Annotated in this window: 15 protein-coding genes; 12 read left to right on the top strand and 3 right to left on the bottom strand. The window is 60.0% G+C overall.

Going from position 1 to position 22,861, the window contains the following annotated elements; translation table 11 throughout:
* Positions 1 to 77: 77 nt before the first annotated feature.
* The gene (locus ACN0SY_RS10000) at positions 78 to 5,366 is read left to right on the top strand and encodes a beta strand repeat-containing protein (RefSeq protein ID WP_417686851.1); all 5,289 of its coding nucleotides are present in this window, start codon (positions 78 to 80) and stop codon (positions 5,364 to 5,366) included.
* An 85-nt stretch (positions 5,367 to 5,451) separates the two neighbouring features.
* Here ACN0SY_RS10000 and ACN0SY_RS09995 read toward each other — a convergent pair whose 3' ends face one another.
* Positions 5,452 to 6,933: a TolC family outer membrane protein gene (locus ACN0SY_RS09995; RefSeq protein WP_417686850.1), complete on the bottom strand. Its 1,482-nt coding sequence runs from the start codon at positions 6,931 to 6,933 to the stop codon at positions 5,452 to 5,454.
* Between the two features lie 181 nt (positions 6,934 to 7,114).
* Positions 7,115 to 9,211: a putative bifunctional diguanylate cyclase/phosphodiesterase gene (locus tag ACN0SY_RS09990; RefSeq protein WP_417686848.1), complete on the bottom strand. Its 2,097-nt coding sequence runs from the start codon at positions 9,209 to 9,211 to the stop codon at positions 7,115 to 7,117.
* 478 nt (positions 9,212 to 9,689) lie between these two features.
* On the opposite strand from ACN0SY_RS09990, the gene ACN0SY_RS09985 reads away from it, so the two are divergent.
* The 10 genes from ACN0SY_RS09985 (at position 9,690) to ACN0SY_RS09940 (ending at position 20,197) form a co-directional block, all read left to right on the top strand.
* A complete protein-coding gene (locus ACN0SY_RS09985; protein WP_417686846.1) occupies positions 9,690 to 10,361 on the top strand; it encodes a GntR family transcriptional regulator in 672 nt (223 codons plus the stop codon).
* 200 nt (positions 10,362 to 10,561) lie between these two features.
* Positions 10,562 to 11,452 (top strand): DUF1932 domain-containing protein, encoded by an 891-nt coding sequence (locus ACN0SY_RS09980; RefSeq protein ID WP_417686844.1) that lies wholly within the window; start codon positions 10,562 to 10,564, stop codon positions 11,450 to 11,452.
* A 236-nt stretch (positions 11,453 to 11,688) separates the two neighbouring features.
* Complete coding sequence (locus tag ACN0SY_RS09975) at positions 11,689 to 12,642, top strand: catechol 2,3-dioxygenase (protein ID WP_417686842.1); 954 nt, start codon at positions 11,689 to 11,691, stop codon at positions 12,640 to 12,642.
* 12 nt (positions 12,643 to 12,654) lie between these two features.
* The gene (locus tag ACN0SY_RS09970; protein WP_417686840.1) at positions 12,655 to 13,386 is read left to right on the top strand and encodes a PIG-L deacetylase family protein; all 732 of its coding nucleotides are present in this window, start codon (positions 12,655 to 12,657) and stop codon (positions 13,384 to 13,386) included.
* A gap of 15 nt (positions 13,387 to 13,401) precedes the next feature.
* Entirely contained in the window at positions 13,402 to 14,076 is a 675-nt protein-coding gene (locus tag ACN0SY_RS09965; protein ID WP_417686838.1) for a 4-carboxy-4-hydroxy-2-oxoadipate aldolase/oxaloacetate decarboxylase, read from the top strand.
* The gene (locus ACN0SY_RS09960) at positions 14,069 to 15,136 is read left to right on the top strand and encodes a 4-oxalomesaconate tautomerase (protein ID WP_417686837.1); all 1,068 of its coding nucleotides are present in this window, start codon (positions 14,069 to 14,071) and stop codon (positions 15,134 to 15,136) included. Before ACN0SY_RS09965 ends, ACN0SY_RS09960 begins: the two co-directional genes overlap by 8 nt.
* A 27-nt stretch (positions 15,137 to 15,163) precedes the next feature.
* Complete coding sequence (locus ACN0SY_RS09955; RefSeq protein ID WP_417686835.1) at positions 15,164 to 16,084, top strand: TAXI family TRAP transporter solute-binding subunit; 921 nt, start codon at positions 15,164 to 15,166, stop codon at positions 16,082 to 16,084.
* Between the two features lie 60 nt (positions 16,085 to 16,144).
* Positions 16,145 to 18,073, top strand: coding sequence for a TRAP transporter permease (locus ACN0SY_RS09950; protein ID WP_417686833.1), 1,929 nt, complete (start codon positions 16,145 to 16,147; stop codon positions 18,071 to 18,073).
* Positions 18,042 to 18,911 (top strand): amidohydrolase family protein, encoded by an 870-nt coding sequence (locus ACN0SY_RS09945; RefSeq protein ID WP_417686831.1) that lies wholly within the window; start codon positions 18,042 to 18,044, stop codon positions 18,909 to 18,911. Before ACN0SY_RS09950 ends, ACN0SY_RS09945 begins: the two co-directional genes overlap by 32 nt.
* A 23-nt stretch (positions 18,912 to 18,934) precedes the next feature.
* Positions 18,935 to 20,197: a LysR family transcriptional regulator gene (locus tag ACN0SY_RS09940; protein WP_417686829.1), complete on the top strand. Its 1,263-nt coding sequence runs from the start codon at positions 18,935 to 18,937 to the stop codon at positions 20,195 to 20,197.
* A gap of 14 nt (positions 20,198 to 20,211) precedes the next feature.
* On the opposite strand, the gene ACN0SY_RS09935 is transcribed toward ACN0SY_RS09940, so the two are convergent.
* A complete protein-coding gene (locus tag ACN0SY_RS09935; RefSeq protein WP_417686827.1) occupies positions 20,212 to 21,234 on the bottom strand; it encodes a LacI family DNA-binding transcriptional regulator in 1,023 nt (340 codons plus the stop codon).
* 223 nt (positions 21,235 to 21,457) lie between these two features.
* Here ACN0SY_RS09935 and ACN0SY_RS09930 point away from each other — a divergent pair, with 223 nt between their 5' ends.
* A complete protein-coding gene (locus tag ACN0SY_RS09930; RefSeq protein WP_417686825.1) occupies positions 21,458 to 22,816 on the top strand; it encodes an ABC transporter substrate-binding protein in 1,359 nt (452 codons plus the stop codon).
* Positions 22,817 to 22,861: the final 45 nt, after the last annotated feature.

Here is a 22,861-nt window from a genome sequence, read left to right as displayed (position 1 = left end):
TTGATAAGTATTCGATTCTACTTTTATTAATTCTGTAGGTCCTGAATGGCGCGACAAATAAATGGAGCGCGTTCGTCATGGCTGATACGGATTCTGGTACCCAGCAGGCTCAACCCACACCGCAGACGTCCACCACGTCCGAGCAGAGCGGTGGCGGGCAGACTGCGTCCGGCCCCGTTGCGTCTGCGGATGCGGTTCGCGCGGGCGCGCAGAACGCGGATCCCTATCGGCCCGGAGACACGAACGACTACAGCCTTGAAGTCGATGCCGGTGAATCCAGCGAGGCGACCGTTGCCAACCTTTATCAGGCAGTTCCCGAAGAGCCGGAAGGCAACGAGGTCGGTCCCGTTGAAGGGGACGGTGCATCCCCCGATCAGGCCACGGGCGTAACCGCTGAACTCGGTGCCACCGCGGAAGCGGGGCCCGTGGAAACAAGTGTTGATGCTGCGGCGGCAACGACTGTTCAGGCGGCAGCCGCGCCTGATGGTGCTGACAGTGCCCCGATCGATGACGCCGCTCCGGCCGCTGGCAACATCGACACGGCACCCGTTGAACTTTCGACCGGCGATGATGGCGCGCAAGCCGCGGCAGCCAGTGTCGGTGCTGGAGCGGGCGCTGGTGCCGGCACCGGTACCGGTACCGGTACCGGTGACACCGCCGACGATCCAATTCCGAACACTGAGATCGGTGATCTGTTCGACACCGATGGCTCGCCAAACAGTTTTTCCGAGGATGCGGCGGCGGGTTCCTTTGTCGGCCTTACCGGGTTTGCACTCGACGTGGACGAAGGAGATAGGGTCACATATTCGATCAACGATTCCCGTTTTGCGATCGATCCGCAAACAGGCGTCGTCACGGTCGCAGAAGGCGCGGAGTTCGATGCAGAAACCGAACCTTCGATCACCGTCGAAATCACTGCAACGTCGTCGGATGGGTCGAGCTCGACTGCGACCTTCGACTTCTCCGTTTCCGATGCGGACGAGTTTGACGTCGGTCCGGTGACTGACCTTGACGATACGGAAAACGCGTTCGCAGAAGATGTTGCCGCAGGCACCCAGGTCGGGCTGACCGCATTCGCCGAGGACGCGGATGTAACCGACAGCGTTTCCTACTCGATCGATGATCCGCGCTTTGAAATCGACCCGGAGACCGGTGTCGTAACGATCGCGGAAGGTGCCGTTTTCGACGCGGAAACGGAAGCGACGCTCGAAGTGAACGTGACCGCGACATCGACCGACGGCTCAACTTCGACCCAAGCCTTCACCTTCACGGTGACTGACGTCGACGACAATGACATCACGCCGCTGAGCGACACGGATGCGTCTGACAACACGGTTGCCGAGAACGCGGCAGCCGGAACCGTTGTCGGGATCACGGCCTTTGCGTCGGACGCGGATGCGAGCGATACGGTGACCTACAGCATCACCGACGACCGCTTCGTCATCGATGCCGAGACGGGTGTTGTGACGGTTGCCGAAGGTGCGAACCTCGACGCGGAGACTGTCTCCTCGATTGACCTCGAAGTCACGGCGACGTCCACGGATGGTTCGAGCACGTCTGCGACCTTCACCATCACGATCAGTGACGAGAACGAGTTCGGCATCACGCCGCTGAGCGACACGGATGCGTCTGACAACACGGTTGCCGAGAACGCGGCAGCCGGTACGGTTGTCGGCATCACGGCCTTTGCGTCCGATGCGGATGCAAGCGACACGGTGACCTACAGCATCACCGACGACCGCTTCGTCATCGACGCGGAGACCGGTGTTGTGACGGTTGCCGAGGGTGCGAACCTGGACGCGGAGACGGTCTCCTCGATTGACCTGGAAGTCACGGCGACGTCGACGGATGGTTCGAGCACGTCTGCGACGTTCACGATCACGATCAGTGACGAGAACGAGTTCGGCATCACGCCGCTGAGCGACACGGATGCGTCGGACAACACGGTTGCGGAGAACGCGGCTGCCGGAACGGTTGTCGGCATCACGGCCTTTGCGTCGGACGCGGATGCAAGCGACACGGTGACCTACAGCATCACCGACGACCGCTTCGTCATCGACGCGGAGACGGGTGTTGTGACGGTTGCCGAGGGTGCGAACCTGGACGCGGAGACTGTCTCCTCGATTGACCTTGAAGTCACGGCGACGTCCACGGATGGCTCGAGCACGTCTGCGACGTTCACGATCAACGTCGAGGATGGGGGCGATGCCCCGGATCTGGTGGTCAATGAAGTCGGGGCCAGGGAATTCGTGGTCAACGGCAGCTTTGAAACCTTCACGGGCACCCTGGGCGGTTCGAACGGAAGTGGATGGTATCAGAACCCCGACAGCGTCGACGGTTGGACCGTTGAGAATGTCGATATCCACCAGGCCGGTCACAACAATTACGGAGCCACGGACGGGGGCCACCACCTCGACCTCGCAAGCGTCACCAATGGAGTCGCTTCCCAGGTGATCGAAGGTCAGCTGGACGGGCATGTCTATAATCTGGCGATGGACCTGAAGAGCCGTGGTGGCCTCGGCCAAAGCGTTGCCAAGGTCTACTGGAACGGCGAACTGCTCGACACGATCGACCCGGCACTCACCGGAGCGGATTGGCAAACCTTCAGCTTCACCGTCATCGGCGGCTCGGGCGATGGCAGCAACACCCTGACCTTCGTTGAGGTGGGGTCGGACAACAATGGTGGTACGCTGATCGACAGCGTCTCTCTCACGTCAAGCACCACCCTGGATGTTGCCGAGGAGTTCGAAGGCGCCCAAATCACATCGCTTTCCGTGGTCGACCCGGATGCCGGTGACACGCACAGCTTCACGATTTCGGATGACAGGTTCGAGGTCGTCTCAGACGGCGGGCAGTATATTTTGAAATTGAAGGACAACGAGGCCTTCGATTTCGAGGTAGAGTCTTCGGTCAGTGTCACTGTCACGGTGACGGACTCGACCGGCTTGACCGACAGTGAAACCGTTGTGGTCAATGTCATTGATGTCGATGAAAGTGGCTACCCGGTCGAGGCTCTCGCGGACGTCGATGCTTCGGCAAACGTGGTAGCGGAGAACTCGGCCGCCGGCACAGTGGTCGGTGTGACCGCATTTGCCGACGATCCGACCACTTCCGACACGGTGACCTACTCGATCTCGGACAGCCGCTTCGTCATTGATGCGAATACCGGTGTGGTGACTGTCGCCGAAGGGGCAAATCTGGACGCGGAGACCGTATCGTCCATTGATCTTGAGGTGACGGCAACGTCTTCCGACGGCACCAGCTCAAGTGCGACCTTCACCGTCACGATTTCGGACGAGAACGAGTTTTCGATCGGCTCGGTGTCCGATATCGACGCTACGCTGAATGTCATTCAGGACAATGCGGTTGCCGGAACCTCTGTCGGCATTTCGGTCTTTGCAGAGGATCTGGATGCGACAGACACGGTCTCCTACACCATTGATGACGCACGCTTCGTGATCGATCCGGTAAGCGGCGAAGTCACGGTGGCTGAGGGCGCGGTCTTCGATTCAACAAACGAACCGATGATCTCCATTCAGGTGACCGGCACGTCCTCGGACGGATCGTCGTCTGTGAGCAGCTTCCAGATTGCGGTCAACGACCCCAATGTCGCGCCTGACCTTGTTGTCGGCGAACCGGCGCAGCGCATCAATTACGTCAAGAACGGCAGCTTCGAGAATTTCACCTCGACCGGAAATGACGGCGGCTCTGGCGATGCGCTCTATTACGGTGATGCCAATGTCAATGATTGGGTAACGGTCAATACGGACATCCAGACCGGCGGCTGGAGCAATCTGGGCACGACGGACGGGGACCACCGGCTTGATCTGGCCGATGACCATAGCAACGGGTACGCCTATCAGGATATCCAGGGTCTCGAAGCCGGACTGACCTATGACCTGTCAGTCGACCTGCGCGACCGCGGCCCTGCCGGTGATGCCATCGTTGAAATCTACTGGGGCGGCGAACTCGTCGCCCGGGTCGATCCGGCGCTCGACGGTGACGGTTGGAACACCTACTCCTTCGAAGTCGTCGGCGGTGCCGGCGCCGGGAACGACCGGCTTACCTTCCGTGAAGTCGGTGAGAACAACTTCAAGGGTACCCAGATCGACAATGTCGTCCTGACCGACTCAGAGGGCGTGATTGTTGCCGAGAACGATGCCGGTGCGAACATCGTTTCCCTGTCGGTGGTTGATCCGAATCTGGGCGACAGCCATGCGTTCACTGTCTCCGACGACAGGTTTGAAGTCGTTGCCGACGGCGGCGGATACATGCTGAAACTCAAGGATGGGATCTCGCTCGATTACGAGACCGAGGGTTCTGTCACGGTGAACGTTACCGTCACTGACGACGGCGGCCTCAGCAATACGGAGAGCATAAATATCCGCGTGGTCGACCAGGAAGGCGATCCCGTCTTCTACGGCACGGAAGAGACCATTTATGTCGGTGAAACCGGCTCGATCGATGCCTCGAACGTCCTTCTTGCCAACCAGGGCTTCGAGGTTAGTGTCACGAACCTGGTGGCAGGGAGCCTGACCCTTGGCGTACTCGCGGATCTCGCGACTGATGGCGGTCTCATCGGCGTTAGCGGTGACGTAACCGGGCTGCTGGATGGAAACCAGATTGGCTATGACACCTTGCACGGGGCGTCGGAGCAATTCTCCGTAAGCTTCTACGAGGACGTAAGCCAGGCAACAGTCAGTGTCTCCAATTTCTACTCTGATAACCTTGGCGTCGATTGCGAAGTGGGGCATTGGTACACGTTCAATGATGGACAGTTTGTCGAGGCGGGAACATTCCTGGGCACCTTCGACGGGACAACGACTGTCGACATTGATACGTCTGCCCTGTTCGATCAAATCGTGTTCACGGCCGATGTCGATACGCTTGGTCTGGGCGGTTCGGACTTCAGTATCTCGGAGATCGTTTACACGGATGCCGACCTGACGGTCGGAGGCAACGACACTCTGACCGGAACCAGCGGAAACGATACGATCTATGGTCTCAGCGGCCAGGATACGATCTATGGCATGGATGGCGATGACCTGATCGTGGGCGGCACCCGTGACGACATCCTGTTTGGCGGAGATGGCAGTGACGTGTTCAGCTACGCCATGGGTGACGGCAACGATACCGTCTACGGTGGCGCTGGCGGAAGCTGGATTGACATCATCGATCTGAATGACGGCGGTACCGTTCTTGGGGATTACGGAACCGACTGGAACGTCACGGTGACGTCCGGAACCATCAACAATGTCGACATGATGAATGGTGAGATTACGCTATCGGATGATGCCGCCGGCTACATTGACCTGAATGATGGAGCCCGGATCGAGTTCACCGACATCGAGAGCATTCAGTTCTAGCCGCTTGGGGCAAAGGAGCCAGGGAAGGGCGGCCGAATGGTCGCCCTTTTTGCATCTGAGCGTTTTGCCGTTCCGGTGTCTTGCGTCAGCGGACCGGTTCCATGTCCTTGCGATCTTGCGCGGGAATGCTTCCGGTGGTCAGCGGTATTTCCAGCCTCGCCAATTCGCCTTCTGTCGGCTGGAGGCGCAGCGTCCAGGAATTGAACTCCGGAATTATGCGACTGACCTGTTCCGGCCGTTCCTCGACTATCGAGAAATCCGTTGGATCAAGGCGGCCGATGGTTGCCAGCAGGAAGAATTCCGCAAGGCTGGCATCGAAACGCGCGCGTTCGAACGAAACTTTCGAATTAAGCAGTTCGCGTTGCCCGTCGAGGACATCCAGAAGCGAACGTTGTCCGCCTTCGAATTCAACCTGCAAGCCGCGGATGGCGCGCTGGTTTGCATTGATTGCCCTCTGGGCAGCATCAGCCCGCTGCCGTGCTGCCGTTTCCTGCCGTACCGCGCGGATCACCGTCTCGCGAATTGTCTGCTGGATGTCGTCTAGGGCGTATTCCTGCTGGGAAGCAGTTGCCTTGGCTGCTTTCACGGCAGCGATGTTGCGGCCTCCGGAGAAGAGCGGGGCAGTGACCCGAACGCCAAGCCGGAACTCCTCCTCGTCACGATTTCCAAGGTTGCCGCGATAGCCGGTGTCATAGGCGCTTTCCAGCGTGACACGCGGCAGCATGTCGCCGACCGACGCGCGAGCGGCGTAACGGGCTGCGCGGGCATCCGATGTTGCTGCACGGATGGTCGGGTTGTTGCGCTGTGCGATCGCAATAGCGTCCTGCAGTCCTTTCGGCTGCAGGCGCTTCGGTACGCTCGGCCAGCCGAGCTTGCCGGGCTTGGAGCCGGTAAGGCGTTCATAGAGCGCGAGAGAAGCCTCAAGGTCGCCCACGGCCTGATCGCGGTTTCCTTCCGCCTCCGCAAGGCGTGCCAGTGCCTGTTCGATGTCGGTACGGGTCGCGTCTCCGGAATTGTATCGGGCGCGCGCCGCGTTGACTTCCTGCTGAACGACGCCGGTGTAGGAGCGCAAACGGTCGAGAATTGCGCGGTCACGCAAGACACGCAGGTACGCATTGGCAGTGTCGAACAACAGGGATTGTTCCGCTCCGAGAAGCTGGCTGTAGCCTGATGCCGTTTCCTCGTGCGCCTGGTTGAGCCTGTTGACTGCAGAAAAGCCCTGGAACAGAGGTTGGGAAAGATTGATGCCCAGCTCATGAAACGCGGAACGATCACTGGTCCCGCTTCTTGTGCGATCAGAGGCGCTGTGTTCGCCCAGATACGTTCCGGTGATTGTGGGCAGGAACTGGGAACGTGCGGTCCAGACACCTTGTTGCGTGGCTTGAAACCGCGACCTTTCCGCTTTCAGACCCGGATTGACCTGATAGGCGGAGCTCATTGCGTCCTGGAGGGTCTGCGCCCAGACCGGCGCAGCGGCCAAGCCGAGGATCAGTGATGCGCACGGCAGCACGCTGCGCACGATGCGGTGCACTAGGACATGTGATCGTTGCTTGTTCGCTTGGTTCATGGCCAGACCGATTTATTGTTTGGTCCAACCTTCGTTGGTCATGGTTAATCAAGCGTAATTTCTGGCGTTATTCTTCCTGAAATCTCGAGTTCACTGTCGAAAATGACAATGAATTCGACCGGGAGAGGAGGCGCTAAACTGTCAAAGTCCGAGAGGGAGGAACAACGCCGGGCCGAATCTGTCAGGCATACCGTTTCGGGGAGCCCGCTTGCGAAAGCGCGTGCGCCGCGACCGACGCGACTCGTTCGGGGATGATGTTCTCGCCGGTAGTGGACGGTATCTTGTTGGCCGGCAAGGGACGGCCGAACAGGAAACCCTGTACCTGGGTGCATCCAGCTTCCTTGAGAAAGGCCAGTTGCACCTCATTCTCGACACCTTCCGCCAAAACGGGGATCTTGAAGCTGTGACCAAGCAGCACCGCGGAGCGGATGATCGCCCGTGAACGGGGATCAGATTCGATGGATTGTGTGAACACCCGGTCGACCTTGATCTTGTCGAATGGGAAATTCTGAAGGGTATTGAGCGAAGAATACCCTGTCCCGAAGTCGTCCATCGAAACCTTCACGCCCATGGCACGGAGCTTCCGGATTGCACACAGAACCAGCTCGTGGTCCTCGATGATGCTGCTTTCCGTCAATTCGATCTCGAGCCGTTCTGCCGGCAGGCCGGTTTCGATCAGGACCTGGGAAACGATCGCTGGGTAGTTGCTGCGTGAGAACTGCAGCGGGGAGGCGTTGACGGAGACATTGACGGGGTTTGTCCAGGTGAGCGCATGGCGGCAAGCGGTCTCGAGGGCCCACTGCCCGATTTCCAGGATCTGGCCGGTCTTTTCCGCAATTGGAATGAAATCGTCCGCCGGTATTTGTCCCTTGATGGGGTGCTGCCATCTGAGCAGCGCCTCATAGCCTATGATCTCGCCGGTTCGGGTGCTGTTCTGCGGCTGGAAATAGACCTGCAACTGGTGATCCGAGACAGCCTGCTTCAAGTCTGCGGCTATTACGGCCTGCTTGCGGCTGGCTTCCTCCATCCCGTCGACATAGGTCCTGATCTGCTGGCCGCCTGATTTCTTTGCACGCTTTGCTGCAAGGGCCGCGCGCACGACGAGCGTTTCAACATCGTCGCTGTCGTCAGGGAACATCGCGATGCCGATACTGGCATGCAGGTTGAGAACGAAATTGTTCCAGGGGATCGGCCGCAGGATGATGTTCCGGATCTTGTGCGCAAAGAGCAGCGCTTCGTTGACGTTCGGAACACTGCTCTTGAAAGCGACGAATTCATCACCGTTGAAGCGGACCAGAAACTCATCCTCATCCAGCTCGCCCAGGATATTTGCGGCCAGTGCGGAGAGGACCTGGTCTCCGGCGCCATAACCATGCAGGTCGTTGATGGTCTTGAACTGGTCGAGGCTGATGAACAGTAGCGCTGCTGCTTCACCCGGTGAGTTGCGCTCGGCTACGATGCGGGAAACCTCATTGCTCAGATACTGGCGATTGGGCAGGCCGGTGATCGCATCGTGGAGCGCAAGATACCGGTACTTTGCGGAAGCTGCGATGCTGGCCTGGGAATCGATCAGATAGGCCGCTCCAACGATGAGCATGAGCGCTACGATCGCCAGCGTGATCGTCGCAAGCAGGAGGCCATTTCCGAACAGGGACTGTTCGTGTGCCACCATGTCAACTGTCGGGAACGTCGCCGCTGCCATGCCGAAATAATGGACGCTTATGAAGGTCAGCACCAGGAATGCCATGCTTCCCAGTTCGCAGTAGCGCGTACACGGTCGCGCGTAGCGATTCATCGACAGAGCGCCCAGTACGATCCCGCTGCCAACGGACACCGCGATCAGTCCTGTATCCCAGCTCTGCGGTTGCGGCCAGACGAGAGCCGAGACACCCACATAGTGGAGGGCCACGATACCGAGCCCGATAATTCCGCCGCCGGCTTCGATCATCAGAGGAATTGTGCGATTTGCGGAAATGCAAAGACCAAGCGCGGTCGCGCACACGCCGATCAGCAGCGAGACAAAGGTCAGGAAGGGGTTGAGAGCAAACTCAGCCGTCGGGTGGTGGGCGACCAGCGCAATGAAATGCGATGCCCAGAGGCTCGTGCCCGCCACCATGCTGGCCAGGAATAGCCAAAGGCGCCGACGCAATCCCGATTCGCGTCGGATACGGCGGTAGAGTCGGATCGTGAAGAGCCCGCCGACAATGCTGAGCATTGTGGACACAAAGATGAAAAACGGATTGTGATCGGCGAGTGATGCGATGACCGCAGTGAGCATGCAAACCTCCTAGGTGATCGCATGCTGACCATGAAAAGAAAATATAACAATAATAATAGATGCGTTGCTGTCTGGTGGTTACTGAGTGATTAAATGTAAAATTGTCTGAAATTACATTGTAATTATTATTGTTGGCGATAACGTCGAGTTATTTTTCCTGTGTCTGAGATGTGCTGCGACGGCGGGGCGACCAAACGTCACCTATTTATGGGTGTAGTCTGGTTGTGCTGCCATCTTGTTTGTTTGAGCGGCATTTTGAGGCGCGGCGAATGGTTTTTTCAAAATCGTGCAAAATTCCTGCATTGAATTTCGACATGTGTAAAATCCTATTGTTATTTTTTACAATGAGTAACCAAATTGTCGTCAGAAGGGTGACGTTCCGTGAGGGGAGCTAGAAGGATCACGACGCGTCGCTTCCAGTTCCGGCTCGCCATTGAATCGGATCGAATTTCTAACAGGGCTTGGGGCTGCATTCGGAATGGCAACTAAAACCAAATCGACGCGTGTCGACAGCGCCTACGATCGCTTGAAGACTGACATTTTGGAAAGTGATCTACCGCCGGGATTTCAGGCGCCGGAACCGGATATTGCAGAACGATTGGGCATGAGCCGGACGCCGGTACGTGAAGCTCTTATCCGCCTCGAAGCCGCTGGTCTGGTGCAGCTCGTCCCGCGCCGGGGGGCAAAGGTTCTTGCGCTGTCCCTGGATGACATGCTTGAGATCTGCGACATTCTGCTGGTGCTCGAACCGGCAGCCCTTTCCAACATGGCAGGCCGCACGGTCAACTCCGATGCACTTGACGTTCTGGAGGCGATCATTGGCGATCTGGAGCGCGCCTGTGCCGAAGGCGACTTGGATGCGTGGAGCATTGCCGATGAGAAGTTTCATCGCAAACTCCTGTCGATGAGTGGCAACCGGAGGCTGGCGGAATTTGCCGGTCAGCTGATGGATCAGCTTCACCGGGGCAGAGGCGTGCTCCTGCGCATGCAGAAGGAGCCTGTCTTTTCCGCACAGGATCACCGGGATCTTCTCGCTGCCATTCTCTCGGGTGAAGCGGACGTCGTCGCCGAACGTGCTCGCAAGAAACAGCAGCATATCAGGGAAACCCTGGAGAACACCTTCAAGGCCTGCAGGCTCACATACGTCTGATGCCGGCAAGGATGGCCGCCAGGGCCATCGCAGATAGACTGCAATAGGGCGCCCGGTTCCCGCCGCTTGGGTAGTGGGGCATCGCGTACTCAATGACATTGATTATGCGCCGGGCAGATTGGAAGTGAGCCCGAGCCACTTGCGCCCGTCATCACGAGGTTCTTTCCTGCCTTGAGGCAACAGGGCGTCGGGAGGGCTCCATGCAGATTGCATTCATCGGGTTTGGCGAGGCAGCGCAGGCGTTTGCCGAGACACTCGGAAGGAACGAGCCGGATCTTTCGATCATGGCCTATGACATTCTTCTGGAGGAGGCCTCCGACCACCCGGGGCGCCAGGGTATAGTCGAAGCCGCCAGCCGGCTTGGTATCGGTCTTGGCGCGAACGCTCCGATGACGGCTGCAAATGCTGACTGGGTGTTCTCCGCGGTCACAGCGGGGTCTTCTACTGCGGCCGCCACCTCCGTGGCTGGTTCCCTGCGGGCGGGTTCGGTGTATTTCGACATCAATTCCGTTGCTGCAAGACGCAAGCAGGACTGTGCGCAGCTTATCGCCGTGGGCGGCGTTACCTACATCGACATGGCGGTCATGGCGCCGGTTCACCCGAGAGGGCACCTGACGCCGGTGCTGATCGCGGGCGATCTTCCACACGCAACGGAAGAGCAACTCGCAAAGCTGGGCTTCCGCTATGACCTGGCCGGCTCCGCGGTCGGCCGGGCCACCTCCATCAAGATGGTTCGTTCCCTGTTCGTGAAGGGGCAGGAGGCAATCACAGTGCAATGTCTTCTGGCTGCAAAGGCTGCGGGTTGCCTTGATGAGGTCAGGCAATCGCTCGAGGCCTCGTTCCCCGAACTGGGGTGGCCGGACTTTGCGACCTACAGGTTTGAACGGGTCGCGCGTCATGGCAAACGGAGAGCTGAAGAGATGAGAGAGTCCGCAGCAACGATGGGTGATCTCGGTTATGCGGCAGGGGCACGCCTGGCCGCTGCGGTTGCGGATATCCAGGATGAGGTCGCGGCACTCGGTCTCTCGGGATCTGTTCTCGAAGGCCCTCTGGAGGAAATCCTCGAGGAGATTCCTGTGCCCGAGGCGTGACCGTCTCAGCTGGCCGAAAGTGACTTGGATCCATTAAAACCGAATATACCATGTAGGCAAAACTTATGACTTTGCCCGGTGCTTCGATTTGTTCCAGGCGGTGTCGGGATGTAATTTCCCCGTCAAAGGAGAGCTTGTCGCGGGCTCTGCGCCGGTAGGCGGCCGTGACACCATGCAGTGCGGGGAGGCTCGCGCTGCACGTGTTGGCAAAACTCCAGAGCGGTGAGGAAATTATAATGCAGGAGCCCTGCTTTGATGTTGCGCATCTCGGCCACGTCGAGCTTCTTACGAACAAGTTCGAGGAAAGCCTCGACTTCTTCGTCAACGTCTACGGTCTGACTGAAAGCGGGCGTGACGAGACTTCCGCTTACCTGCGGGCTTTCGACGACTATGAATTCCACACCCTGAAACTGACACGTTCCGACACGACCGGTGTCGGGCATATCGCCTACCGCACGTCGTCAGAGGCGGCCCTTCAGCGCCGGGTCAAGGCGATCGAGGAAATGGGCTGTGGCATCGGCTGGGTCGAAGGCGATCTGGGCCATGGCCGCGCCTATCGCTTCACTGATCCGGACGGGCATGTCTTCGAACTCTATTACGACACGAAGAAGTACGTTGCGCCGGAAGGCGAAAAGCCGGCGCTGAAGAACATCGCGCAGCGCTACCATGGCCGTGGCGCCTGCGTTCGACGGATCGACCATCTGAACCTGCTTGCCAGCGACGTGTCGAAGATCAAGGAATGGATGCCGAAGGCGCTGGGCAGCCGGGTTACCGAGATGATCCAGCTCGATAATGGCCGCCTCGGCGGTTGCTGGTTCACGGTCAACAACAAGACCTATGACATCGCCTACACGGAAGATCATACGGACGCCAAGGGACGGTTCCACCATGTCACCTATGCGGTCGACCAGCGCGAAGACCTACTGCGCGCTGCGGACATCTTCCTCGAAAACGGCGTCTTTATCGAAACAGGGCCTCACAAGCACGCGGTTCAGGGCACCTTCTTCCTCTACGTATATGAGCCGGCCGGCAATCGCGTCGAGGTGGCCAATGCCGGTGCGCGCCTGATCCTGCAGCCCGACTGGGAGCCGGTGGTCTGGACGGAGACGGACCGCAAGAAGGGGCAGGCCTGGGGCCTTCAGACAATCAAGAGCTTTCACACCCACGGCACTCCGCCGGTGGGTGAATAAGGGGGAAACGAGATGGCGAACAAGACGGCCCTGGTGGTCAGCGCCCACTCCGCAGATTTTGTCTGGCGCTGCGGCGGCGCCATCGCCTTGCACGAGGAGAAGGGCTACGACGTCACCGTCGTCTGTCTTTCCTACGGCGAGCGCGGCGAGAGTGCCAAGCTGTGGAAGCAGGAGGGCATGACGCTCGAAAAGGTCAAGACCGAGCGCCGCAAGGAGGCGGAGAATGCCGCCTCTGCCCTTGGCGTGACTGATATTCAGTTCTTCGACCTGGGCGACTACCCGCTCGAGCTCGATACGGACGCCAAGTACAAGCTGGTCGATGTGATCCGCAAGGTTCAGCCGGCCTTCATGCTGAGCCACTCCCAGTATGATCCGTACAACACGGACCACATGTACGCGACACGCATTGCGCTGGAGTGCCGCATGATCGCGCAGGCGTGGGGGCACAATCCGGGCGAGAAGGTTCTCGGAGCGCCGCAGCTCTACCTGTTCGAACCGCACCAGACCGAGCAGATGGGCTGGAAGCCGGATACGTTCCTGGACATCACTTCGGTGTGGGACAAGAAGCGCGCGGCGATCGAGTGCATGCAGGGCCAGGAGCACCTGTGGGACTATTACACCAACGTCGCTGAAAACCGCGGCAACCACTTCCGTCGCAACTCCGGCGGTCAGGCAGGCGGGCGCCCGGCGAAATATGCCGAAGGTTTTCAGTCTGTCTTCCCGCGTACGGTTGACGAACTCTAAGGGAGCGGAACTCTGATGGGCGGCGTTGTCGTACAGAATATCGAGCGGGCCGATCCGGACGTCATCAAGGCGCTGGGCGAGGCCGGTGTCGCAACCGTTCACGAGGCGCAGGGCCGCAAGGGCCTGCTCGCCTCCTACATGCGGCCGATCTATTCCGGCGTCCAGCTGGCGGCCTCTGCCGTCACGATCTCGGCGCCTCCGGGGGACAACTGGATGGTCCATGTGGCCATCGAGCAGGTGAAGGAGGGAGATATTCTCGTCCTCGCACCGACGTCTCCCTGTGAGGACGGCTATTTCGGCGATCTCCTGGCAACTTCGATGCAGGCGCGGGGCGGCGTGGGCCTGATCATCGATGCCGGCGTGCGGGACACCAGGGATCTGACCCAGATGAACTTCCCGGTCTGGTCGAAGGCGATCTTTGCGCAAGGAACGGTCAAGGAAACGCTCGGGTCGGTGAATGTTCCCGTCGTCTGTGCCGGTGCCTACGTCAATCCCGGTGACATCATCGTTGCCGACGATGACGGCGTCTGCGTCGTCCGGCGTGAGGAAGCAGAAAGCGTTCTGGAGAAGGCCCGTGCCCGGATGGATGCCGAGGAAGCCAAACGCCAGCGCCTTGCCGCCGGTGAACTCGGTCTCGATATCTACAACATGCGTGAGCGCCTTGCCGAAAAAGGTCTCAAGTATGTCTGACCGCTTCGGGGCCTCCGGAATTCGGGCGATGTGGATGCGGGGAGGGACGTCGAAAGGCGGCTACTTCCTGGCTGAAGACTTGCCTGCAAATCCGGAGGACCGCGATGCAGTTCTGCTCCGTGTCATGGGGTCTCCCGACAAGAGGCAGATCGACGGCATGGGCGGCGCAGATCCGCTGACGTCGAAGGTTGCAGTGGTGAAGAAGTCGGAGCGGCCGGGGGTAGATGTCGACTACCTGTTCCTGCAGGTCTTCGTTGACCAGGCAATCGTGACCGATGCGCAGAACTGCGGCAACATCCTTGCCGGTGTCGGACCTTTCGCGATCGAACGCGGCCTCGTCGAGGCACGTGAGGGCGAAACACCCGTCCGCATTTTCATGGAAAATACCGGCCAGCTGGCGATCGCCACGATCCAGACCCCGGGTAGCCGCGTGACCTATGACGGAGCGGCCCGGATCGACGGTTCGCCCGGAACATCCGCCCCGATTGCGATCGTGTTCGAGGATACCGCCGGGTCGACCTGCGGTGCACTTCTTCCGAGCGGAAATCCGGTCGACGTCATCGACGGTGTCCCAGCGACCTTGATTGACAATGGAATGCCCTGCGTCATCCTGAAAGCTTCGGATTTTGGCATCACCGGACAGGAACCTCCTGCCGAGCTTGAAGCCAACGACGAGCTGCGGCGACGTGTCGAAGCGATCCGTCTGAAGGCAGGCCCGATGATGAATCTTGGCGACGTCACGGAAAAATCGGTGCCGAAAATGACGCTTGTCAGCGCCCCGGAGAGTGGATGCGTATCGACGCGCACGTTCATTCCCCATCGCTGCCATGCGGCGATCGGCGTTCTGGGTGCGGTCAGTGTCGGTACGGCTTGCCTGTTACCGGAAGGGCCGGCGCGGGAGGTTGCGCACGTTCCATCGGGCAATCCGAAAACCCTATCCATCGAACATCCGACCGGGGAGTTCTCGGTCGTTGCCACGCTCAATGACAGCGGCGAACTGACTTCGTCGGGTGTTCTGCGCACCGCGCGAAAACTATTCGACGGCTTTGTCTTCGTCTGAATGCAAAACCCAACAAGGGAGGAATGAATGATCAAGCAACTCTTAGCGGCAACTGCTGTTGCGGCGCTCCTCGCGTCACCGGCGCTTGCCGAAGACCGCGTCTCAATCGGTACGGGCGGAACGGGCGGCGTATTCTACGCGGTCGGAGCCGGCATGGCCGACCTTCTGACCAAGAAGCTCGACGGTGTCACCGCCAACGCTGAAGTGACCGGCGCCTCGATCGAAAACGTGCGCCGCGTGTCGGCCGGTGAAATGACCATCGGTTTCTCCAGTGCGTCCACGCTCTATGCCGGCAAGAATGCAGAGCCGCCGTTCGGTGAAGCGCAGAATGTGGCCGCTATCGCCGTTCTGTACCCGGCCGTTCTTCAGGTCGCTGCAACCAAGTCCAGTGGCGCGGCATCCGTCGCAGATCTGGCCGACAAGAAGATCAGCATTGGACCTCCGGGCTCCAACTCGTCCGTTCTGGCGACCCGTCTGCTGCAGGCCCATGGCGCCTTCAACATGGACAACATCTCGTTCCTGTCCTACGGCGAGGCAACAGGCGCGATCAAGAACGGCAGCCTTGACGGTTCGATCATCCTGGCCGGAACGCCGGCCTCTGCCTTCATCGAACTGACGACCACCACGGATGTCGCCATCCTGCCGGTCGACACCTCCAAGGTTGAAGGCCTGATCAAGGAATTCCCGTTCTACCAGCTGGTCGAGATCCCGGGTGGTCTTTACACGGGCACCGACGCGCCGGTTGCTGCTGTTGGCGATCCGGCGGTCCTGTTCACCGCTGCCGATGCGGATCCGGAAATGGTCTACAAGATCACGAAGACCCTGTTCGACAACCTCGAGGAACTCGGTCAGGTTCACCCGGCTGCCAAGAAAATCAGCCTTGAAACCGCTGCCAACACGCCGATTGCTCTGCATGAAGGCGCGAAGCGGTACTTCGACGAAAAGTAAGACGATAGCTGTCCGGCAGGGTCATGGGATCCTGCCGGCACACTTTTGAGGATCATCGACTTGGCCAGCTTCTGGAAAATCCTGCCGGAGGGCAACCTCGGCCGGACTGAACACCGTGCTCTGTGTGTCATCGTTGCCGTTCTTGCCGTTGCCGCGACGGCGCTGGTCATTCACTCGGCGTGGACGGGCAGCCTGACCGCGCTGCTGCTGCGCTCGATGTTCTTCTCACTGATGACATCCGCCGGATTGTTCATCGTCGGGGCGGCCGTGAAGAACGGTTTCGGGCGCTTCGTCCTCTATGCGCTTGGCGCGGTGGTGCTCATTCCGGGGCCGTACCTTTATGCCAACTACATGGACATCATCTTTTCGGGCGGCATCGCGAACACGACGCATATGGTGCTGTTCCTGCTTGCGGTCGTCGCCGCCCTAGCTCTCGCCCGGCTGACCATCGGCTGGGTGATGGTCGGTCTCGGAGTGGTCGCGCTGGCCTATGCCTTCCTCGGCGGTTACCTTCCGGGCACCTACGGCCATTCCGGCTATAGCCTGGGCCGTGTGACCTCCAACCTGTTTCTGCGTACTGAGGGTCTGTTCGGCCTGCCCATGGGTGTTGCCGCTCAATATATCCTGCTTTTCTCCCTGCTTGGCACCTTGCTCTTGCGCACCGGGCTTGGTCAGGTCTTTGTCGATCTTGCGCATTCAATGACCGGCAGGATCCAGGGCGGGCCGGCGCTGACAGCCGTCGTTTCCTCGACCATGTTCTCGTCGATCAACGGATCTGCCGTCGCGGGCGTCGTGACCACGGGCACCTTCACGATCCCACTGATGAAGCGGACGGGGTACCGCCCGAAGGTCGCCGGCGCGATCGAGGCTGCGGCATCTTCCGCCGGTCAGATCATGCCGCCGGTCATGGGGGCGGCTGCCTTCCTGATGGCCGAATTGACCCAGACACCCTACGCGGTCATTGCTGCAGCGGCCCTGATCCCTGCGCTCCTGTATGTCTTCGCGCTTCTGGTTTCTGTCCGTCTGGAGGCCGGTAAATTCAATCTGGCCCGAGCCGAAGGTGACGATATTCCCTCGCTGGCATCGGTCCTGGCGGGTCGAGGCTACATGCTGCTGCCGCTCGTTGCGCTTGTCGGCTTTCTTGCCTATGGCTACACGCCGGCGAAGGCCGCGGTTCTGTGCGTCATTGCCACGCTGATCATCTCGTTGTTCTCGAAGGAGACACGCCTCGGGCCGAGCGCCCTTGTCGAGGTCATGGTCGATACCATCCGAAATGTTCTGCCCGTCGTCGCCGCCGTTGCGATTGCGGGCATGTTGATCGGTGTTCTCACCCTGACCGGCATGGCACTCAAGGTCTCCACGATGATCCTGGACTTCGGCGGTGACAGCATGTTCCTCGTGCTCTGCCTGACCATGATCGCATCCTTCGTCCTCGGCCTGGGCATGCCCACATCGGCGGCCTATCTGCTACTGGCTATTCTGATCGCTCCGGCTCTGGAAAACTTCGGCCTGCCCATCATCGCAGCGCATATGTTCATCTTCTACTACGGCCTGTTGTCGGCGATTACGCCGCCGGTTGCCCTGGCTGCCTACGCGGGGGCCTCCATTGCAGGAGCGTCACCGAACGAGACGGCAATCGAGGCGATCCGTCTCGGTTTCGTAAAGGTGGTCGCACCGTTCCTCTTCGTTTATGCGCCGGAGCTTCTTTTGATCGGTACTCCGGTGGAGATCGCCCTGGCGACCTATGCGGCCTTTGCCGGGGTGTTCGCGGCAGGTGCCGCCATGACCGGCTGGTGCATTCGTCCCTTGAGCCGGACCGAGCTTGCCCTGCTTTGGCTGGCCGCGGCGCTCTTCACCTATTCCCTGATTGTCGGACAGCTTGACCCGGCCGGCCTTGCGGCGAAGGTTGCCGGCACCGTTCTGGTCATTGTTCCGCTTTGGCGCCTTTGGAGTTCACATGAAAATCGATCCACCCACCTGGCATCCTGAACCGTCAAAGCCCTCGTTCAAGGCTCCTGCCGGAGCGGTCGATGCCCATTGCCATGTCTTTGGCCCTGGCGATCAGTTCCCGTATGCGCCGGAGCGCAAATACACACCATCCGATGCGTCCAAGGAAATGTTGTTTGCGCTGCGCGATCACCTGGGCCTGTCCCGTAACGTGATCGTCCAGGCAAGTTGCCACGGAAAGGACAATGCCGCGCTTCTCGATGCCTTGCGTTCCGAACCCGAGCTGACCCGAGGCATCGCGGTTGTCGATGAGAGCATTTCCGACGCGGAACTGGAGGAAATGGACAAGGCGGGGGTGCGCGGTATCCGGTTCAACTTCGTTCGCCGTCTGGTCGACCCGAAGCCGCGGGACGTCTACCTGCGCATGGCAGAACGCATCAAGGCGCTCGGCTGGCACGTGATCGTCTATTTCGAAGCCCCAGAGCTTGAGGAGCTGACGCCGTTCCTGAAGAGCCTGCCGGTGACGGTCGTGATCGACCATATGGGACGACCGGATGTCGCCGCGGGTGTCGATGGCGAGGGCTTCCAGAATTTCATGGCGCTGATGGAGGACGAGAAGTTCTGGGTCAAGGTTGGCTGTCCCGAGCGGCTGACCGTTGAAGGCGCGCCCTATGACGATGTCGCTCCCTTCGCGCGTGCCCTGGTCGAGGCATTTCCGGATCGGGTGTTGTGGGGGACCGATTGGCCGCATCCGAACATGAAAAGCCATCTTCCTGATGATGGCCTTCTTGTCGACCGGGTCCGGGTGATCGCTCCGACCGAAGAACTGCAGAAAAAGCTCCTGATCGATAACCCCATGCGCCTATACTGGGCCCGGTAACGGTTTCCGGCATGGGGTGGCTCGTGGGACAGCATCGGCGACTTGCAACGCAAGGCGAGACTGCGCCGGGTGCACTGGTCACCTATCCAAACCTTCGGCACTTGCGTCTGCTGGAGGCAGCCGAACGGCAGGGGTCTTTGACCAGCGCCGCCGACGGTATCCACATTTCGCAGCCCGCCGCCTCCCAGGCCATCGGCCGGTTGAACGATCAGTTCGGCGGCAAGCTGCTGGAGCGCCACGGCAACGGTGTCTTCGCCACTGACCGCGGAAAGATCGTCATCGCCCGGACCCGCCGTGTGCTGGAGTTGATCAGGATCTACAGCCAGAGCGTCTCGCGGAGACTTCGCACTGAGCGACCGGCGGGAGGGGCGCTCGAGAACCGGGTGACGGTCTCGCATCTCAAGGCCATGTCCTATGTAGGCCAGGCGGGAAATTTTTCCGCCGCGGCCAGGGCCCTCAATCAGTCAGAGCCGTCCGTCCAGCGGGCTGCCCGGGAAATCGAAGGCATTATCGGGCTGCAATTGTTCTCAGGCGGTATTCGCCGGGTGCAGCTTACGCAGGCCGGGATCGATTTCGCAAAGACATCAAGTCTCGTTCTCAAGGAGCTGGACAGCGCATACGAGGAAGTGCGCGAATATGACGGCGCCTTCGACGGCCGCATCGTCATCGGGACATTGCCGCTGGTGCGCACTCGGATCGTTCCAGACGCAGTGGTCTCGCTGGCCAGCAAACACCCGGATGCCACGATCGGTGTGCTGGACGGGACATACGAGGACCTTCTTCAAGGGCTGGAGACAGGCGTGGTCGATGTTCTCATCGGCGCCCTGCGCGGCCAGGTTCCGACGGTTGGTCTGAGCCAGAAACGACTGTTCGACGACCGCCTTGCGATCGTTGCCCGCAAGGAACATCCTCTGGTCGGGCGGTCCGACGTCACGCCTTGTGAGCTGGCAAACTATCGCTGGGTTCTGCCGCGTCCCGGAACGCCGACCCGGCAGCTTTTCGAGGCACTGGTCGGCGAAGAAGCCGCTGACGGCGCGAAAGGCGTGATCGAGACAGGTTCGCTGGTGGCGCTCAGGGGCATTCTGACCCAATCCGACTATCTGACCATCATTTCGCCGCGCCAGGTCTATTACGAACTGAGATCGGGGCTCCTTCAGGAGTTGCCGGTCAAACTCGACGGTGGTGAGCGGCCGATTGGCCTGACAACGCGGGCAGACTGGCAGCCCACATCCCTGCAGCGTGATTTCCTTCAGGCGCTGGAACAGGCGATCATTCAGGACGAATGAACGCGTGATGGGCGTCAGACCGGCGCGGGTCCGGTCGACTGGCCGATGATCAGCTCCGCCTCGAGATATTCGGAAACAGGCACATCCGGATTGGGCAGGATGTTCTCGATCAGGAGTTCTGCCGCACGCGTTCCGGCGAGGCGTACCGATGAGCGGGTGCAGGTGAAAATCGGAACATCACCGCTGTTGGGTAGAAACGACAGGGCGTCGTCGTGGGTGATGACGGAAACGTCAGTGCCGATCTTCAGACCGCATTCGCTGATGGCCCTGGCCACGCCGATGGCCGTGATCATGCTCGACACGAGAAACGCGGTCGGCGGATTGGAGGAGCGCAACATCCGGCGCGCGTTGTCTGCCCCGTAAGGCTCAGTCATGTCTGCGGCCTTCATGATGTCCGGATCTGTCTCAAGACCGCGGTCGGCATGTGCCTTTTCGAAGCCTGACCGCCGACGGTCCGCGAAATCCATCTCCTCGAAGCCATTCAGAAGCGCAATGCGTCTGTGGCCCAGATCGAGCAGCAGATTTGTCGCGCGTTCAAACGCGTGCCGATTGTTCACGTCGACCCAGTTGGTGGTCTTTTCCTGACCCGGTACGCGGCCGTGAACCAAAAACGGAAGGTCAAGCTCGCGCAGCAGGGCAGGGCGGTCATCCGCAAGACGGGGCCCATGAACGAGGACGGCGTCAGCCTTCTTGCGTGTCGCAATCTCGCGATAGGCGGCGTTGACCTTTGTATCCTCGACGACGGAGATGACCATGTCGTAGCCGTGACGGGAATAGGTCTGGCCGGCGCCCGCGACGAACTCCATGAAAATCGGATTCATCATTTCATGGATCGAGCGGGGTATCACATGGCCGATCGACATGGACCGGCCGGTCGCGAGTCTCCTGGCCTGCTGGTTGGGGGCATAGCCAAGCTTGCGGGCCATCTCGACCACTCGCTGGCGCGTTTCTGCATTGACTTCGGGATACCCGTTGAGGGCGCGGCTCACCGTCGTCTGGGACAGTTCCAGTGCTTGCGCCAATTCCTTCAGGTTCAACCGAAACGCTCCAAGTTCAAATCGCTTTGATATTGCCGGTCTGTCGGCGTCATGCTTCTCGCGCCAACAATAGTTTGGCAGCATGCTGCTTGACAAGGAACTTTGCCGGAGACATTCTTCGACAAAATTCAAAGCGGTTTGGATGAGTGTAAACACAACAAAATGCACTCACTGATGACCGCTTGATAAGAGCTCGCAATGCTTTTGATTCTGGGAGGATCACATGAAACTACGCTTCTTGACCCGTTGTGCCGTTGCCGCCTTGGCAATCGGTGCGGCCGGTGCCACGGCTCACGCCGAGCTGCTGTTCAAGCCGGGTGAGGATGCCCGCTTCAACTGGGACAGCTACGAGGCACTGAAAGCCAACGACCTGTCCGGCAAGACGGTTACCCTCTTCGGTCCGTGGCTTGGTCCGGACAAGGAACTGGTCGAGAACACGCTGGCCTATTTCGAGGAAGCGACCGGTATCGACGTTCAGTATTCCGGTTCCGACAGCTTCGAGCAGCAGATCGTCATTGATACGCAGGCCGGTTCTGCTCCGAATGTCGCCATCTTCCCGCAGCCGGGCCTGGCCGCCGATCTGGCCGCCAAGGGCTTCCTGGCTCCGCTTGGCGCAGAGACCGCCGACTGGGTGCGCGACAACTACGCAGCTGGTCAGTCCTGGGTTGATCTTGGCACCTATGCCGGCAAGGACGGCAACAAGGACCTCTATGGCTTCTTCTACAAGGTCGATGTGAAGTCACTGGTCTGGTACAGCCCGGACAACTTCGAGGATGCCGGCTACGAAGTGCCGACGACCATGGAAGAGCTGAAGGCGCTGACCGAGCAGATCGTTGCCGATGGCGGCACGCCGTGGTGTATCGGTCTGGGATCGGGCGGTGCAACCGGCTGGCCGGGGACCGACTGGGTCGAGGACATGATGCTGCGCACGCAGTCTCCGGAGGTCTATGACCAGTGGGTGAAGAATGAAATTTCGTTCGACGACCCGCGTGTCGTCGGCGCCATCGAGGAATTCGGCTGGTTCGCCAACAACGAGAAGTTCGTCGACACTCCGGGTGCGGTTGCCGCTTCGGACTTCCGTGACAGCCCGAAGGGTCTCTTCTCGTCGCCGCCGGCCTGCTACATGCACCGCCAGGCGTCGTTCATCCCGTCCTTCTTCCCGGAAGGCACCGAGATGGGCGTTGACGCAGACTTCTTCTACTTCCCGGCCTATGAAGGCAAGGATCTCGGTTCTCCGGTTCTGGGCGCAGGTACGGTCTTTGCGATCACCAACGACAGCCCCGAAGCCCGTGCGCTGATGGACTTCCTGAAGTCTCCGATCGCTCACGAAGTGTGGATGGCACAGTCCGGCTTCCTGACGCCGCACAAGGGTGTCAACGTAGACGCCTACGCCGATGATACGCTCAAGGGCCTCGGTGAGATCCTGCTCGGTGCGACCACCTTCCGCTTCGACGGCTCCGATCTGATGCCGGGCGCCGTTGGTGCTGGTTCCTTCTGGACCGGTATGGTCGACTTCGTCGGCGGCAAGCCGGCAGCTGAAGTTGGCAAGGAAATCCAGGCAAGCTGGGACGCTATCAAGTAACCTGACCATAGCGGCCGCGCGGACGTTCCGTCTGCGCGGCCGTGC

Source organism: Roseibium sp. (genome assembly GCF_048261595.1).
Taxonomy (GTDB): Bacteria; Pseudomonadota; Alphaproteobacteria; order Rhizobiales; family Stappiaceae; genus Roseibium.
Note: the sequence above shows the minus strand (reverse complement) of the source record. Positions and strands in the feature narration are given on the sequence as shown.